Source organism: Limnospira platensis NIES-39, assembly GCF_026000695.1.
Lineage (GTDB): Bacteria > Cyanobacteriota > Cyanobacteriia > Cyanobacteriales > Microcoleaceae > Limnospira > Limnospira platensis.
Map to the genome: position 1 here is coordinate 5262585 of NZ_AP026945.1, position 16557 is coordinate 5279141.

Genomic DNA, 16557 nt, shown 5'->3' on the forward strand with positions numbered 1-16557 from the left:
CTGAGAGATCTGCATGATAGAGTATTAGATTATGGTTCTAAACTTTCGATTTGCGATCGCCAGCGACTTACATATTGCCCTTCCTGACACCATTTGGGATCATCCGAAACGCTTTCATTTAGTGGAAGTTAGCATTGCAGCCCTAGAACAGGTCTTTGAACATCTCGAAAGGCTGGATATAGACTTTCTGCTGCTACCTGGAGATCTCACCCAACACGGGGAACGGGATAATCACGCTTGGTTAAGCGATCGCCTAAAAAACCTACCCTATCCAGCTTATGTAGTTCCTGGAAACCATGATGTACCTTTAGCGGTAGGGGAAGGGTCCCTAATTGGTTTATCGGAGTTTCCCGAATACTATCCCCACTGCGGTTATCAAGACAGGAGTTGTCTGTACTACACCTGCGAATTAAGGTCGGGTGTGCGGTTAATTGGTCTCAATTCCAATGGGTTTGATGAACAGGGAAATCAAATCGGATATGTGGATGAAAAGCAGCTAGACTGGCTGAGAGATGTTTTGGCTAAATCCACTGATGAATTGGTGTTAGTGATGATTCACCACAATATCATTGAACACCTACCCGGACAGTCTACTAATCCCCTAGGTCGGCGTTATATGTTGTCGAATGCTCCTCAATTGTTAGAGGTGCTGGAGAGGGGGGGAGTTCAGTTAGTTTTTACAGGTCATCTCCATGTACAGGATATTGCTAAATGGCGGGGAGTTTATGATATCACTACGGGTTCTTTGGTTAGTTATCCTCACCCCTACCGTATCCTGAATTTTTCTAGGGATGATCAGGGTCAACAGAGGCTAGAAATTGAGTCGCACCGCATTGTCTCCGTGCCGGGTTTTCCTGACTTACCAAGTATTTCTAGGGAATGGATGGGCGATCGCTCCTTTCCGTTTATGATGCGGTTATTAATGGGACCTCCCCTAGGTCTTTCCCAATTAGAAGCTGAGGAGTTAGCCCCCAGTCTGCGCTATTTTTGGGCGGATATCGCTGGGGGTGATGCGAGGTTTGATTTTCCTGAGTTTCCCCCCCTAGTCCGACAGTATTTTGAGGGGTTCGGTGCCAGTGAGGCGATAGATAATCGGACAATTTTGCGGTTATCGCAAATGTAATCAGAATATGGGGATGTGGGTATTCTATACTGACCGACTACAAGGGAGTCTCAATCTATAGCAATGGGCGATCGTGTATTCATGACAAAATGAGGAAGAGGTTATAGGTGAGAAGGTAGCGGGTAGCAGGAAAGGGGATAGATTTCATGAACAATTGTCAATTATGGATTTTCCTGCCTATCTTTACCAGTGGCTGGTTACGACACCAACTTCGGCGCGCTATAGATTTACGCTTGATTGTTAAATAAATTGGAATTTGAGTTGCTGTTGACTGGCCTGCATGGGTCAGTAGATGGTGAGATACCCTACTCAAATATGATGGCTTGTTTGTATAAAAGAAGAATAGATTTGGGAATAAGCCTAAAGACTTACTGCTTACTGTGTTGATGATTAACTCGAAGGCCCTCGACTATGACCACCAAAGCTCATACACATCACTTACCAGTATCTTCTGGGTTCGCTGCCGGAAAGCACCCTGACTTCAAATTGTCCGGCTATATACGCGAGGATAGACTGCACAGGTTGTCTCAAAAAGGGATTATAATTACTCCCTCAGAACTTGATGAGTTTGATGCTTACACCCAGAAAATTCGTCGTCAGTTATTGATATTAAAAGCTACATCGGTATCTTCTATGGATTGAACAACTATCGGGTTTAATTGCGATCGCCTCTCAAAGGATAGCATTTGACTTGATGCTATCGTGATCGGAAAATGGCGGCTTTGACCATAAGCTACCCCAAGGGGGTTTTATATAAGTATTAGTTATTATTGGCGATATGTTTGATACAAATAAAAAAACAGTCAAAAAATTTTGGATGAAAATGATTATCATTTTCGCCCAAAAAAACCACGAAAATACGCCACTTGACAGCCCTCAAAAAGGATGATAGAGTAGAGTCTATAGGTTATAGTTCATCTTCGTGTGGGTATAAGCAGTTATTGGGTATCTGTGGCTACCGAGAAATAACCTCAAACAGCTATATTGCCGTATTGAATAGGGGGAAGTAGAGGGCGATCGCCTGAGTGAAATTTGCTGGCGATCCACGAATATTTTTTTGAACTCTAGAGGGGGGGAGTTGACAAAACAGCCAAAATGTGCATAGTGTCAGGATGCAAGTTTGATAGGTAAGGGATAATTGTTCAAGAACTCCCACCTGCTAATGCGAGGTGGGAGAGTGGGGAACGGGCCCTGCTGAAACCTTGAATAGCCCATTGAGCCGAATCATGCCACGCACTTCCGATTGCTTCTCTAGATCGGATTATCTGCAAGCCTCCTGGTTAGGGGCGTTGGGAAAGCCAAGCCATGTTTGATTCGGTGGGCGAAGAGACTCAAACTCGCAAGAGGTTTATCACCATGCTACGAGTTCCGGTTTTATCCCCCAGTGGGAAACCATTAATGCCAACCAAGCCCAGTCGAGCAAGACGTTGGATTCGAGATGGGGTAGCCGTGGGAAAATGGTCAGACCTGGGCGTGTTCTACGTTCAACTAACTCAGCAACCGTCTGGGGAAGAGACTCAACCGATTGCGGTTGGAGTTGACCCGGGGAAACTGTATAGCAGTGTTGGGGTGCAATCACCCAAGGCAACCCTATTTCTGGCTCACTTGGTTCTCCCATTCCCAGCCGTCAAAGACCGAATGAAACAACGTCGCATGATGCGGCGTGGAAGGCGTGGGAGACGGATTAACCGCAATTGGGCCTATTCCCAGCGTGCCCATCGGCAGAAGCGCTTTAACAACCGCAGACAAAACAAATTACCTCCCAGTATTCGAGCCAACCGACAACTTGAATTGAGGGTGGTGACTGAACTATGCCGCCTATTCCCTGTCAGTAATATCGTCTATGAGTATGTAAAGGCAAAAGGGTCCAAGTCCTTCTCGCCTGTAATGGTGGGGCAAAAAGTGATGCTGGGCTGGTTGTCAAAACTAGCCGAGGTTAAGACTCAATTTGGGTATGAAACGGCTAATCTCAGGACTGCGTTAAGGTTAGTCAAGTCAAAAGACAAGTCGGATCAAACTCCTGAAACTCATGCCGTGGATGGACTGACTCTGGCGTGTTCTGAGTTGGTCAAATATGAACCGTTTCACACTGCCAACACTCACGGTCATACCTGGAAGGGTTTGGTTCAGTTAACACCATCCATCTTTAAAGTGATTCGCAGACCTCCCATTTCTCGTAGACAACTGCACTTGATGGTTCCGGCCAAAGGTGGGGTGCGTCGTAAATATGGCGGTACCACCACACGGCATGGGGTCAGGAAGGGCGACATTGTGCGTGCTGAAATGGCAGGTCGGGTTATCGTCGGCTGGGTGAGTGGTGACACTCACAGACAGGTTTCTGTCAGCGACCTAAACTGGAAGCGGTTGGGTCAATTCACCGCTTCTAAGGTCTCTTTGATTGCGCGTAGTACAAACTTGGTGGTTTCGGGGGCATTGAACCCCACTCAACCACCGCTCCTATCCCTCCCCCACCTGCTACGCGAGGATGGGGGTTTCTCGGAGAATTTTTGATGAAACCAGTTGTTTTCTGTGACTTTGATGGGACAATTACAGCGGAAGAGACCTTTGTGGCGATGCTAAAGCAATTCGCGCCAGAGGCGGCGGAGGAGACTATCCCAAAACTATATACCCATGAGATCAGCTTACGTTCGGGGGTGCGAAGGATGCTAGAATCAATACCCTCGAAGGCTTATGAAGAGATTATGGAGTTTTCACGGACTAAAGAAATGCGTCCTGGACTGTTGGAATTAATGGACTTTCTCGATAGTGAGAAGGTGCCGTTTGTGGTGGTATCAGGGGGGATTCGGATTATGGTAGAAACAGTATTAGGAGAATTAGTTAATCGGGTGGCGGGGATTTATGCGGTGGATGTGGCGACGGACGGACCAAATTTGCGGGTACATTCAGAGTTTGAAGAGGGGACAGAATTAGTGGCAAAAGTGCGGGTAATGGAGTTATATGAGGGAGACCCGAAAATTGCGATCGGGGATTCGGTAACGGACTTAAATATGGCGATCGCAGCTCCGGTGGTATTTGCGCGCGATCGCTTATCTGGGTATTTAGATAAGCAGGAAAAGCCTTATATACCTTGGGGAGATTTCTTAGATATTCGCGATCGTCTCAGAGAAATCTGGAAGGTTTAATCAATCCCATAATTAACAGGAGTGTGACAAATGGCAGAGTTTACCAGGGTTCTCTCTATTGATGGTGGTGGCTTACGGGGATTAATCCCCGCCGAAATTTTGGTAAGTGTCGAGCATAAAATTCAGGAAAAAACTGGCAATCCTCAAGCTAGACTGGTGGAGTATTTTGATTTATTTGCTGGGACAAGTGCTGGGGGAATTCTGACTTGTCTTTACTTATCTCCCGACCTCCAAGACCCCCGGAAACCCCGATACTCTGCGGAAGAAGCTAGGAACTTTTTTTACCAAAATAGTCGTAATATCTTTTACCAACCTTGTAGCCACGCTCTCAAAAACTTTTGGGGACTGTTAAACGAAAAATACTCCCATGAAAAATTAGAGTTAACGATGCAAAACTTTTTTGGGGACTTAAAGTTAAGCGAGTTATTAAAACCCTCCTTAATTTGCTCCTATGAAATTTATCGGCGAAAAACCCACTTTTTTACTCAACATGATGCGGTAGTAACTCCTAGAAAAGACTATTATGTAAGAGATGTAATTCGCGCCACCTCAGCCGCTCCGACTTTTTTCGAGGTAGCTGCAATTAGGTCTTTAGGTGATGAAATGTATACCTGTGTTGATGGGGGAGTGTTCGCCAATAATCCAGCCTTGTGTGCTTATGCGGAAGCTCGTAGTAAACTCCCAGATAATCCCACGGCTAAAGATATGGTAATTTTGTCTTTGGGAACTGGGGACGTGAAAAAAGGATATCCTTATGAACAGGCTAGAAATTGGGGCCAGTTTCAATGGTTAATTCCCCTGTTCGATATTATTATGACGGGGGTGGCTGAAACCGTAGATTATCAAATGAAGCAAATTTATGATGCTACTAGGAGTCCTGAACAGTATCTGAGAATAAATACAACCCTGACGGATAAAAATATGTTACCCATAGATAAGTCATCTGACGAAAATCTGCACGCTATTCGCCGTGTCGGTCAGCAATTAGCCGAGGACTATAGCAAGGAATTGGATGCAATTGTTGATTTATTGCTAAGGTAATAATTGCGGGACGGCTAGTAGTGCCTTCATTTTAACCCTAAATGTTCCATAACTCCAGAGATAGCATTCATGCGTCTTGACTGATCATGTCTGACGCAGGACTTAGCATCTATGGAATATGGACAAATGGGAGGATGGGCTAAAGTTGTCTGCTCATAACTGCCATTGATTTTAAATGATTTGACTCTGGCTGAGAGGATAGCGTCCGTCCCCCTTTTTCTGCTGCGTAGTTCAGAGGCGTATAATTTGGGAAATTTGTCGCCGAAATAGGGACTCTGATTCCATAAATCTATGGCATTGATAAATCCTTCTAAGTGGGAGTTAGGATTAATGCCGAGTTCCCTAAATTTCTTTTCAATGACAAAGGACTGTGATCTGAGGTGTTGCAGACACCATTGGTTAGCCTCCTGTAGGGTTCCACCCCGTCCGTGGTTACTGCAAAAACCCTTATTTAAGATGCCAGTAGCGGGGTCGAAATGACCAGCAATTAGGGAAGTCCGTCTTCCATTGGTCTCGCAGTTTCCCTCGGCGGCACAAATTGATAAAGCGCCGGGACTATTGAGATTTGCAAATAGGCTATTCAGGGGAATATAAGCGCCAGAGGAATGACCAAGTAGCCAACGGTGACTAATTTGCTGAAACTTAGTTGCTTTGTGCTTTTCTTGAGTTTGATTAGACTGTGAATTAACCAAAGAAACCACGTTTTTTTCAATCTTAACCTTGGCTGAGTAGATAGCGAAAAATCCTAAAAAACCTACCATAAACCAAGTTAAACCTGTCAAGGTGGGGTAATAATTTATTCGATAATTAATCCTCCTATTGTGATGACGATTAAGCTGATGATGACGGTGGGTGTTGATGTATTTACCTGATGGAAGTTTATGCTTGAAAGCAGCACGATTTTTTGCCATAACTAAAAATCAAAAATTCCTAAATTTATGAAGCTGACAACTTGAGTATTTTCATAATCTATGGAGCCTTCAATATTGACAAGATGCACAATCAAATTTTAAATTGTTTTACATGGTTTTTATCCCCGTTTATAGTGAATTGAGTGGCTATGATGGTGGTTATCATCTAAGGGAAATAGGCTTAGGATAGGCTCTGAACACCACAACAGACTCAAAAAGCCTTCATAATATATCACCTGTTTTGAGTTATTGAAAGGCTAAGTTTCCTTGATCCCTGATGTTAAGTGTGGAAATTTTCCTATTATTTAAGGCTTCTAGCCGATCGCATTAGCTTTTGGGAACCGAGAAAATTTATGTCTTAGGGAAGAAACAGACCCGGGGGTTAGTGACGGCGGGATATTGGCAAAAATACTAAATTGCGGTTTGATAATATAACTCCCAATAACTCATAGATAATCAATATGGGAACTGAGCGCAGCTACAAAACCTTGCCCTTCTATTGGCATCGCGATACCTTGGAAAACGATCGCCGATGGTTAGAATCCATTGTTCGGAATACGGCTCCGTTTTCAGACGCTTGGACGAAAGCTCGCATTGTCCAGCTTGCTTACCCATATCCCCCCAAGACTAAACTCAAGACTGTGGAGGGACTGCCCGCCTATGGCGCTTACAGCTCGGAAGCAGAGATCGCCTCGGTGTTGCGATCGTCTTTTAATCTCCTGGAATACCCAGGCTTTGAGGCTCAGGTAAATGAGGATTATGTGATCCGCACTCTCAATAGTTGGCATAATCGAGAATTTACTCAGGCGATCAGTCGCAATTTTGAAGTTTATGTCGATCGCTACCACAGAAATATTTTTTTAGTGGTCAGTACCGCTCCGAGTTCCCTAAATATTGACCGCCAATTACCCCCAAGCGATCGCTTTCGTCCCCTGTTCAATATCGCTGAACTTGGTCCCATGATGCGCTTGGCGAATTTTAATCGCATTACCCTCCGTACCCACGGCTATGCCACCCCCCCAGAAAAGTTCTATCCGGCTTTTGTGAATGAGGCGGAGTCTATTTCCCTCAAAGGACCCATTAATCAGGTGGGGACTTTGGAAGAAAAAAGTGCCTATATCGGCTATCACTGGCCGGGAGAAAGACCGATTTTGAGTGCCGGTCTATGGACTGACCCTTTCCGCTATTGGGGGATTTCTTTAAAGTTTCTGGTAGGTGTGGCTCTGGTGGCTTTTGGGGGCGGCTCTGTGCTATATTTGCTCCTAGCCCTATTGATAGCCCCTCTGTTGCTAATATGGGGAATTCAGCCGGTTGTTGATTCTCTCTGGCAATGGATAACCTGGGATACTCTGGCTGGCTCAATCAGCCAATGGCTGTGGGTGGCTTTCAGCGTGTTTCTTCTGTGGCTATTCCTATTCCAGTTGCTGCGGATTGTCGTCTATCAGCGCGATCGCTATCGCACTATTCACTACGGTGCACCAGACCTAGCAGAGTTCTTCTGGCGACTTGATAAGGTGCTGGGAGATAATCCTTATGCTTCTATGCCTTTTTTACCGGGGGAACAACCCCCATTATCCCCCCTGCCTAGCCTGAAGGTGAACTTGATGGGTCACAGCATGGGCTGCCTCCTGGTGGTTAATGTTCTGCGAATTCTATCCGATCGCTTTGGGAAAGAGGATCGCTTAGTTCAACAAGGCAACGATATGGGGGAACACTTGCGCCTTGACCGCTTGATTTTATCTGCTCCAGATATCCCCTTGGAGTTTTTGCGGGAAGGACGCAATAACTATGTGCGATCGGCTATTCTCCGCTGTCGGGAAATTTATTTATTTTCTAGCGATCGTGATCTGGTTCTCCGTTACCTGTCTATTTTGGGTAATTGGTTTAGTGAACCCAGTGTGGCTATGTCTGGCTTGCGCCTGGGAAATGTTTACCTCAAAACAGTTAAAACACAGGAGGGACGAGAAGAATATAGACCATTTATTCGGGTTATGGTAACTTCTCAGGCGGCGGTTGAACCTACCTCGGCTTATGATTTGTTTGAAAAGTTTAACTATTTTGACTGTTCGGAAATGTCCAAGGTTAATGGGGTTAAATGGGGGTTAAATGCGGGGACGGCGTTACCGATAGATTTAGGAAATGCGATTTTATACTTGGCTCAAAAAATTGATGTTCACAGCGCCTACTACTGGGTTGATACTCCCAGTTTTGAGATTATGCAATTTCTGATTACCCGCGACGAACTCTCTCGCTCAGATACTTTGGCGGCTATTTACAAACTCATTGAAAATACTCCTATTCGTTTTCGTCCCAGTCAACCTTTTTCTAAGCCCAATTTATGACTGAGGTATCTGTTAGCCTATCAACAATAGGCTGATGCAGCCATTTAATAGGTTTTACTAATTTATCCAGCCAGATAGATTTAATTTTCCAAAGATTGTTAAGAATTAATACGATTTTATGGCAAATTGCTCGCCAAAACTTGACGAGATTATAGGGGTTGTGGTATTCTCAGAGAAATGGCTTCCAAGGGGTTACTCTGTCTATATGCAAAAATAAAGGCTACAACCCTGATTCTGTGGCGATTAAAAATATTCTCTGAGAAAAAGATTAAGCTGGCGATGCACGAGTTTTGGTAAGGAAAGCGGCTCCTTTTTTTATACCTATTGACAAAAACGACATTTTGTGCATAGGAAGGAATGAATCAAAGAATCCGAACCCAGGGATTATGGAACTAATTATTGATGGGCTGCTTAAATTGTAGCAAAAATTGAAACCACAATTGAGCAGGTTTATCGTAGAATGTGAAGATATCACCGTAGGCAATTCGGGAGTTGCGATGATGTTGCCAATGTATTTCTGGGGTGGTGATACAGAGAAGTTTACAGATGTAGATGATGGTGTTGGGTGTAGTCCATTTAGTGGGGGAAAGATGACGAAATTCGACATGAGACTGTGCGAGGACTAAACCCAGGATAGTACCGGTTGGAGAAAGCGACCAAAAGACAGGTAAAAAGACGAGATAGGGAAAGGCGGCGAAGAATCCAGTAATTAAAACGAGGGGATTTTTAGTAGCGATCGCATATCGGATAAAACTGCGATTATGGCTATGATGAACAGCGCCATGATATTTCCCGAAAATATGTTCAGGGACATGATAGAAAAAGGTTGAGATGAAATCCCCGGTCAATAGTAATACCACAGCTATTAGGATAATCTTGATGACGGTCATGGCTTTACCCTCGGCATTTGCGGCCAGTGTAACCAATAGAGATTAAATTTAATTAATAGTTAGGTTAAACTTGGGAATCATCTAGGATAGGAGAAATGTAGGGATGTTGTTACCAGGGAAGCAACGGAGTAAACTGGACGAAACTGAGGATAGATTATTTTATGAGTATCCGCGATTTGTGACCCATGTTGATGAGGGGTTTATTGATAGGTTAAGGGGGTTATATAGCGATCGCCTTTCCGTCAATAGCAGAGTGTTGGACTTGATGAGTAGTTGGGTGTCTCATCTCCCGGATGATCGGAAATTCTCCCATGTAGAGGGACACGGGATGAATGAGGAGGAGTTGGCGCGCAACCGACAACTGAACCATTATTTTATTCAGGATTTGAATAAGGACCCAAAATTACCGTTAGGCGATCGCGAATTTGATGCGGTGTTAATCTGTGTATCAGTACAGTATTTACAGTATCCTGAAGCCGTATTTAGTGAAATTCATCGTGTCTTGAAGCCGGGGGGAGTGGTGATTGTGAGTTTCTCTAACCGGATGTTTTTTCAAAAAGCGATCGCCGCCTGGCGAGACGCAACAGAAGCCCAGCGAGTCAAACTGGTAGAAAGCTACTTTAACTCAGTCCGTAGTGGGGAATTACCCGGCTTCAGTGTCCCTGAAGTAATTATTCATCAGTCATCTATCCCCCCGGTCTTGCAAATGTTAGGACTCGGTGGCGGCGACCCGTTTTATGCAGTGATCGCACATCGTCAAATCTGAGGAATCATCTTCGACTTCTTCTGGCTGTAGTTGCTGGAAAACCTCTAGGGTCAGATATACAGGCTTTTCGGCGGTATTCTGACCCCAAAATTGTCGGATAGGCTGATCCTGGTCCGATTGAATCCAGAGAAGTTTCCCAGAAGTGCAGGTATAGGTGTGTTGACCATCACCACAGGGAATAGCGACATCTCCAGGCTTTAGTATCCTGACAGTCATCTGGGTAACAGGGGGATCGAGTTTAATGCTCTGTCTGGACATCTCTGATAGGATGTTGAGGGAATAGGTTTTAAGGGGTTCTGCGGCTTGGGCTGGTATCACCCAAGCGCAGAAAACCACCAGCAGAGTTATGAGTAGAATCTTCAATTTCATATTGACAAATATTCACCTTTGGTTTACTTTACCGAAATCGGTTCAGTGTGGCAAATATATGATTTTGAAGATAGATGGGTTGATCGAATTAGAAGAAGGTAAAATCTTCTATATCTATGGTAGTGGCTTCAACTCCATTTAAGAAAGCTAAAACCTCTCCGGTGTCGGCGATGATGATTTGAGATCCGGTGTCAATTTGAGCGATCGCTAATTGTCGAGGATCTAGATCTGCGGTAATCCAGATTTGGTCAATACCCACTTCAAAATCAGCGATCGTATCTTGTCCGTAAGCGATCGCAAAAGTATCACGACCCGCGCCCCCAATCAGAACATCATCACCTTTATCACCACTGAGAAAATCATTTCCATCCCCTCCAATTAACGTATCATTTCCCTGACCGCCATAGAGAGTATCAGATGCAAAACCACCTACTAGCAAATCATTTCCGAGATTTCCAAACAGTAGATTATTACCCGCAATACCCAACAGCGTATCATTGTCTTGACCGCCATAAATCGTATCATTACCTTGATTTCCTTGTAGGTAATCATCACCTTGATTTCCGAAGATTAAATCATCACCCTCGCCGCCGTCAATAGTATCATTTCCTTGACCGCCATAAATGATATCATTTCCCAGTCCTCCCAGGATTAAATCATCACCCTCGCCGCCGAAGATTAAATCATCACCCTCGCCGCCGTCAATAGTATCATTTCCGATGTCTCCCCAAATTACATCATTCCCTTCTCCTCCCAACAGTAAATCATCATCTTGACCGCCATATAAAGTATCATTTCCCGGTCCTCCTAAGATGAAGTCATTACCTTCACCTCCTAACAACAGATTATTCCCAAATCCTCCTTCTAAATTATCGTTTCCTCCCATACCAAAAATCGTGTCATTTCCACCTCGTCCATATATGGATTCGGCTATGGATGTACCAATTTTTAATTCATCCGCTTCGGTTCCTTCTAAGGTCTCCTGAGTCACATTAATTAAGCGGCTTGAATCAATATTCAAACTGGGAATAGTTACCAATGGGATATTAATACTCCCAATGATTTCTAATGGTTGTATTAGTATTGGTGTCACCACTGGAGTTAATTCGGACTCTGTTTCAGGGTTGCTTTCTGGGGTTCCCTGCTCTACACCAACACCCGCACCAATAGGAGTCCCTTCCGCTTGCGGTTGCGGTTGCGGTTGCGGTTGCGGTTGCGGTTGCGGTTGCGGTTGCGGTTCAGGTTCGACTTCCGGTTCAGGAGTCGGTTCAACTTCCGGTTCCGGTTCGACTTCCGGTTCAGGAGTCGGTTCAACTTCCGGTTCCGGTTCGACTTCCGGTTCAGGTTCAACCTCCGGTTCAGGAGTCGGTTCAACTTCCGGTTCCGGTTCGACTTCAGGAGTCGGTTCAACCTCCGGTTCAGGAGTCGGTTCAACTTCCGGTTCCGGTTCAACTTCAGGAGTCGGTTCAACTTCCGGTTCCGGTTCAACTTCAGGAGTCGGTTCAACCTCCGGTTCCGGTTCAACCTCCGGTTCCGGTTCGACTTCCGGTTCCGGTTCGACTTCCGGTTCAGGAGTCGGTTCAACTTCCGGTTCCGGTTCGACTTCCGGTTCAGGTTCAACCTCCGGTTCAGGAGTCGGTTCAACTTCCGGTTCCGGTTCGACTTCAGGAGTCGGTTCAACCTCCGGTTCAGGAGTCGGTTCAACTTCCGGTTCCGGTTCAACTTCAGGAGTCGGTTCAACTTCCGGTTCCGGTTCAACTTCAGGAGTCGGTTCAACTTCCGGTTCCGGTTCAACCTCCGGTTCCGGTTCCGGTTCCGGTTCAGCTACAGTTGAAAATTCATAAGCGCCAATATCAAATTCAAGGGTTCCATTTCCATCACCATCAATAGGACGAGGTTCGCCGCGTTGGTCGGTGGATATTTCCGCATTGACACCACCATCGATCGCCGGACTTCCTTCTAATAACGGATAGAAATAGGTTTCGTTTTGATGTTGTAGGGGACCCAATAGAGGATCGGCGATAGTAATCGTAGCCGTGGCGTTATAATCATTAGCAAGGTTCGTGAGTTTTTCCAGCCATTGAATGTTACCACCACCATCAACTAATTCGCGGTTAGTGTGTTGTTGAATTCCCCAATTATTCGTACCGTTATCAGCAGTATTATTGTAGAAAATCGTATTTCGGACCGTAACCGTTTGGTCAGCAGAGGCGGCGATCGCTCCACCCACCCATCCCGCGTAGTTTTCCGCAATGGTAGTATTGATGATCTCAGTAGGACCATATAAAGCGATCGCACCACCATTTCCAGAGGTCGTCAAAGATTCGGCGCGGTTTCCCGAAAAGGTGTTATTAGTGATGACAGTCGGCGCATTCATCATCCAAATTCCACCCCCCTGATTAGCGGCGGTGTTGTTAAAAAAAGCCGTATTTATGACTTCAAATCCTTGATTTAAGCCATTGTTCATCTGAACGATCGCACCACCATTTCCGCCATTTCCACCGGGGAGGGGGAGAATTTGATTATCCTTAAAAACGCTCGCTTCAACGATGACATTATCTTGGGTTCCCGTGTACAGATAAGCCGCACCACCTTCACCTCGTCCGCTATTTCCTTCAAACAAACTATTCCTAATGGTAATAGTTCCTGATGTATCATTACTAGATGTACTGGCGCGATCGGTGTAAATTGCGCCACCATATCCCCGTAAAGAAGGGTTATCATTTCCGGTGTCGTAAAAGGCGGCGGTAGTCGTATTATTAATAAACCGGGAATTTTCAACCGTTAACCGACCATTTAAGCTGTTAATCGCCGCGCCATTAATGCCTTCATTTTCGACAAATTCGCTATGGGTGACGGTAATTTCATCGGGTCCCCGAAAGGCGATCGCACCCGCACCTCTTTCGTCATTCCCCGCGACCGCTTTATTCCGATTAAAATAACTTTGATTAACCGTCAATCTTCCCTCAAAGGCGCTAAAAATTGCGCCGCCACCCTGGTCAGCCACATTGTCGTTAAAAGTGACATTTTCGACTGTTAAAATTCCTTGGTGTGTGGTCGCAATACCCCCACCCCTTTCGGGAGTATATCCGTTGGCGATCGTCAGATTTTGAATGGTTAAACTGGTGGGATTTGCTGAGGTTGAATTAACATAAAATACTCGGGAACTGTTATTCCCACTGATGGTCAGATTAGGATTATTATTCCCGTCAATAATCAGGTTTTTACCCACCGGAATTTCTAACTGTCCTCCCGTCAGGGTAATAGTATTTCCCCCCGTGAGTTCAGATGCAAATGTAATGGTATCTCCTGATTGCGCGTTGGCGATCGCATCCCTTAATGAACCCTCACCCCCATCATTATTATTAGTAACAATTAAACTGGGTTCATTGATGGTCGGAATCATCTCATAAGCACCCACATCAAACTCTGCTGTACCACTATTATCTCCATCCACCGGACGACTTTCTCCCCGCTGGTCTGTGGTAACTGTATTAACAACAATTCCGCCATCAATCGCTGGACTTCCAGGTAAAAGGGGATGAATTAATACCCCATTAATTTCCTGTAAATCTCCCAGCAGTGGATCGGTTAATGTAACGTTACTGGTAATTAAAGTATCGTTAGGGTTCAATTCATTTGATTGAATGTTACCACCGCCATCATTATATGTAGTTCCTGTGTGATGGTTTATATTCCAATCATTGCCGCGATTATTGGCTACATTATAGGCGGAAATTGTGTTAGTTAAAGTTACGTTATCCCCACCACCCCAAAAGCCACCGCCTTGACCACCTGCGTAATTATTCGCAATAGTAGTATTGATAATATTGGTGGGATTAGTACCATTGGCGAAGGTAATTCCACCCCCCAAGCCATCACTTCCATCGGCTGATTCGGCGCGATTTTCGGAAATAGTAGTATTGGTAATTGTCACTGGAGATGTTTCTCCAATCCACAACCCACCACCTTGACTTTGGGAACGATTATTAGCAAAGGTTGTGTTGTTAATAGTTAACTCTGCATTACCATGTCGCAGTCCGCCACCTAACGCCTGTCCGCGAATACTTTCGACAACCTCATTATTAATAATTTGGCTATTTTCGATGATAACACGGTCAGGAGGATAAGCATATAAGAACAGTCCGCCACCCTGTCCCGCACCTGTATTTCCCTCAATTAAACTATTGCTAATCCGAATTTCTCCCCCCACTGGTCCGGGTCCAAAATTCTCGCCTGAAGCATTAGCACCATCGGTAAAAATTGCGCCGCCAAAACCAGATGGATCACCCCCTAAATCTCCAGGGGTGGAGTCATTATTGAGAAAAGTTGAACCCTCAATAGTTAAGTCCCCTAACAGGTGATTAATTGCGCCGCCATTGATGCCTTTATTGTTGGTAAATGTGCTGTCAATTACTGTCAGAGTTCCGGCGCTTTTGGTGGCGATCGCACCCCCTCCCCGTTCACTTCCTCCAGCGGTGCCATCATTACCATCAAATTGGCTATTAATGATGGTTGTATTACTTCTAAATCCGGTGAAAATCCCCCCCGCAAACTGGGCACGATTATTGTTAACTTGGCTATTTTCTAAGGTTAAAGATGTCCGACTCGCCATGCGAATACCTCCGCCAGCGCCATCTTCTCCTTCTCCTGTGGCTAAACCGTCGGCAATAATTAGATGTTTTAAGGTGACTGATGGAGGGATAAAATCAGGACTTATTTGGATTTCAATAACCCTAGTATTTCCGCCGCCACTCAGGGTTAATCCTGACGCAGATTCTCCGTCAACAGTGATGCTTTTGTCAATGACTAATTGTTGGCTAAGGTTAATGGTTTGACTTGACAAACTGCTATCGAATGTGATAACATCCCCATCACTGGCATTGGCGATCGCCTCCCGTAAAGAACCAAGCCCAAAATCGTTGGTATTGGTGACGGTAATAGTGCCGAAAGTTCCCCGATAAGAAGCGATCGCTTTTGAGGTAAAGGGTAAATTTAACTCAACGGTCGCGGTAGAATATTCTAAATGCCAATAGTCAGCACCGACGATTTCCTGTGAGGCGGCGACTGTTGCGCCGGTGATTTCTGCTAACTGCTCGATAAAATTAGTTCCGGTGGCGGCGGCGACCCGACAACCATAAAGGAATAAGGTAGCTGTTTCTGATAAAGCCTTGCGCCAACTGTGAAGGCGATCGCTTTTCAGGGTATCGCTATTAACAACCCCATTCCCCAAATATAAACAGCCTGGACTGCCATGGGATAAAATATGAACCTGGGCAATTTTTTCACCCAGACGGCTATAATCAGATAGTACAGCCGAAATCTGTGCTATCCCATCTTGATGGCGATCGAGAATAATTCCTTGGCCGTCTTTGACCCCATCTAGGAGTTGTTCGGGTGTTTCTACATTGCGATCGATAAAAACGAGGGTTTTAGGCTTACCGCTAGGGGCACACCTTGGACGTTTAAACATTTATGAGACTCCAAGAGGGTATATTTGGTATATTCAACCCTGGAGTTGTAAATTCAGGTTTAACTGGTTAATTTATCAAGTAAAAGAATTGGTACCCCCCTTCAGCCACCAGGAGGAAGCACCAATCCTATTGACTCACCGCCCAACCTAAAAGAGCGTTAATTGGAATCCTTAATTGAGTTTTAAGATGTTTCCTGTTGAGTCCTATTCTATAAATAGCAGATTTTGATGTAAATCGCCTCAGTATTTTTACTGAAATTTTGACGTATTTTGTGAGGGGGAGTAGGAGCAAAATTACGGAATTTACGGTTATATCAACTCTACCAAAGCCATGGGCTAATTAGGAGTAACCAATTTTTTACCCCTAGGAAGTGCAAAAAAACCGTAGCCTGGTAATAGTGGCTACGGCTGGTATTTCACAAGTAGTTATAATCGCTTAGATTAACGGTGGTTATCAACCTGGGACTTAATCGCGATTAAGAACAATCAGTAAGCGCAA

11 protein-coding genes are annotated in these 16557 nt (G+C 45.0%); 7 read left to right on the plus strand and 4 right to left on the minus strand.

Features of this window, described 5'->3' with window-relative positions; all coding sequences use genetic code 11:
* The first annotated feature begins 31 nt into the window (after nt 1–31).
* From N39L_RS25895 to N39L_RS25915, 5 genes are all read left to right on the plus strand, one after another.
* Complete coding sequence (locus N39L_RS25895; protein WP_006619914.1) at nt 32–1123, plus strand: metallophosphoesterase family protein; 1092 nt, start codon at nt 32–34, stop codon at nt 1121–1123.
* Between the two features lie 411 nt (nt 1124–1534).
* Nucleotides 1535–1765, plus strand: coding sequence for a hypothetical protein (locus N39L_RS25900; protein WP_014276793.1), 231 nt, complete (start codon nt 1535–1537; stop codon nt 1763–1765).
* Between the two features lie 663 nt (nt 1766–2428).
* A complete protein-coding gene (locus N39L_RS25905; RefSeq protein WP_014276794.1) occupies nt 2429–3634 on the plus strand; it encodes an RRXRR domain-containing protein in 1206 nt (401 codons plus the stop codon).
* Nucleotides 3634–4266: an HAD-IB family phosphatase gene (locus N39L_RS25910; protein WP_014276795.1), complete on the plus strand. Its 633-nt coding sequence runs from the start codon at nt 3634–3636 to the stop codon at nt 4264–4266. The genes N39L_RS25905 and N39L_RS25910 overlap by 1 nt, the downstream gene beginning before the upstream one ends.
* A gap of 30 nt (nt 4267–4296) precedes the next feature.
* On the plus strand, nt 4297–5307 hold the full coding sequence (locus N39L_RS25915; RefSeq protein WP_014276796.1) for a patatin-like phospholipase family protein: 1011 nt from the start codon (nt 4297–4299) through the stop codon (nt 5305–5307).
* Nucleotides 5308–5333: 26 nt separating this feature from the next.
* On the opposite strand, the gene N39L_RS25920 is transcribed toward N39L_RS25915, so the two are convergent.
* Nucleotides 5334–6218: a hypothetical protein gene (locus tag N39L_RS25920; RefSeq protein ID WP_172973395.1), complete on the minus strand. Its 885-nt coding sequence runs from the start codon at nt 6216–6218 to the stop codon at nt 5334–5336.
* A 461-nt stretch (nt 6219–6679) separates the two neighbouring features.
* Here N39L_RS25920 and N39L_RS25925 point away from each other — a divergent pair, with 461 nt between their 5' ends.
* A complete protein-coding gene (locus N39L_RS25925) occupies nt 6680–8560 on the plus strand; it encodes an alpha/beta hydrolase (protein ID WP_006619918.1) in 1881 nt (626 codons plus the stop codon).
* A 392-nt stretch (nt 8561–8952) separates the two neighbouring features.
* Here N39L_RS25925 and N39L_RS25930 read toward each other — a convergent pair whose 3' ends face one another.
* Nucleotides 8953–9486 carry a sterol desaturase gene (locus N39L_RS25930; RefSeq protein WP_231852006.1) on the minus strand — a complete coding sequence of 178 codons (534 nt, stop codon included), beginning with the start codon at nt 9484–9486 and terminating at the stop codon, nt 8953–8955.
* Between the two features lie 67 nt (nt 9487–9553).
* Between N39L_RS25930 and N39L_RS25935 the strand changes: the two genes are divergently transcribed.
* Entirely contained in the window at nt 9554–10216 is a 663-nt protein-coding gene (locus N39L_RS25935) for a class I SAM-dependent methyltransferase (RefSeq protein ID WP_006619920.1), read from the plus strand.
* Here the strand turns inward: N39L_RS25935 and N39L_RS25940 are convergent.
* Both N39L_RS25940 and N39L_RS25945 read right to left on the minus strand, forming a co-directional pair.
* Complete coding sequence (locus N39L_RS25940) at nt 10160–10579, minus strand: hypothetical protein (RefSeq protein WP_234933417.1); 420 nt, start codon at nt 10577–10579, stop codon at nt 10160–10162. The two genes, N39L_RS25935 and N39L_RS25940, sit on opposite strands and share 57 nt — an antisense overlap.
* Before the next feature lie 94 nt (nt 10580–10673).
* Nucleotides 10674–16058, minus strand: coding sequence for a DUF4347 domain-containing protein (locus N39L_RS25945; RefSeq protein ID WP_014276797.1), 5385 nt, complete (start codon nt 16056–16058; stop codon nt 10674–10676).
* Nucleotides 16059–16557 lie beyond the last annotated feature (499 nt).

What these genes read in the sequence shown, in the direction of transcription:
- N39L_RS25945 (WP_014276797.1), bottom strand. Translation starts at nt 16,058, where the DNA reads ATGTTTAAACGTCCAAGGTGTGCCCCTAGCGGTAAGCCTAAAACCCTC.
- N39L_RS25915 (WP_014276796.1), top strand. Translation starts at nt 4,297, where the DNA reads ATGGCAGAGTTTACCAGGGTTCTCTCTATTGATGGTGGTGGCTTACGG.
- N39L_RS25910 (WP_014276795.1), top strand. Translation starts at nt 3,634, where the DNA reads ATGAAACCAGTTGTTTTCTGTGACTTTGATGGGACAATTACAGCGGAA.
- N39L_RS25925 (WP_006619918.1), top strand. Translation starts at nt 6,680, where the DNA reads ATGGGAACTGAGCGCAGCTACAAAACCTTGCCCTTCTATTGGCATCGC.
- N39L_RS25935 (WP_006619920.1), top strand. Translation starts at nt 9,554, where the DNA reads ATGTTGTTACCAGGGAAGCAACGGAGTAAACTGGACGAAACTGAGGAT.
- N39L_RS25900 (WP_014276793.1), top strand. Translation starts at nt 1,535, where the DNA reads ATGACCACCAAAGCTCATACACATCACTTACCAGTATCTTCTGGGTTC.
- N39L_RS25895 (WP_006619914.1), top strand. Translation starts at nt 32, where the DNA reads ATGGTTCTAAACTTTCGATTTGCGATCGCCAGCGACTTACATATTGCC.
- N39L_RS25905 (WP_014276794.1), top strand. Translation starts at nt 2,429, where the DNA reads ATGTTTGATTCGGTGGGCGAAGAGACTCAAACTCGCAAGAGGTTTATC.
- N39L_RS25920 (WP_172973395.1), bottom strand. Translation starts at nt 6,218, where the DNA reads ATGGCAAAAAATCGTGCTGCTTTCAAGCATAAACTTCCATCAGGTAAA.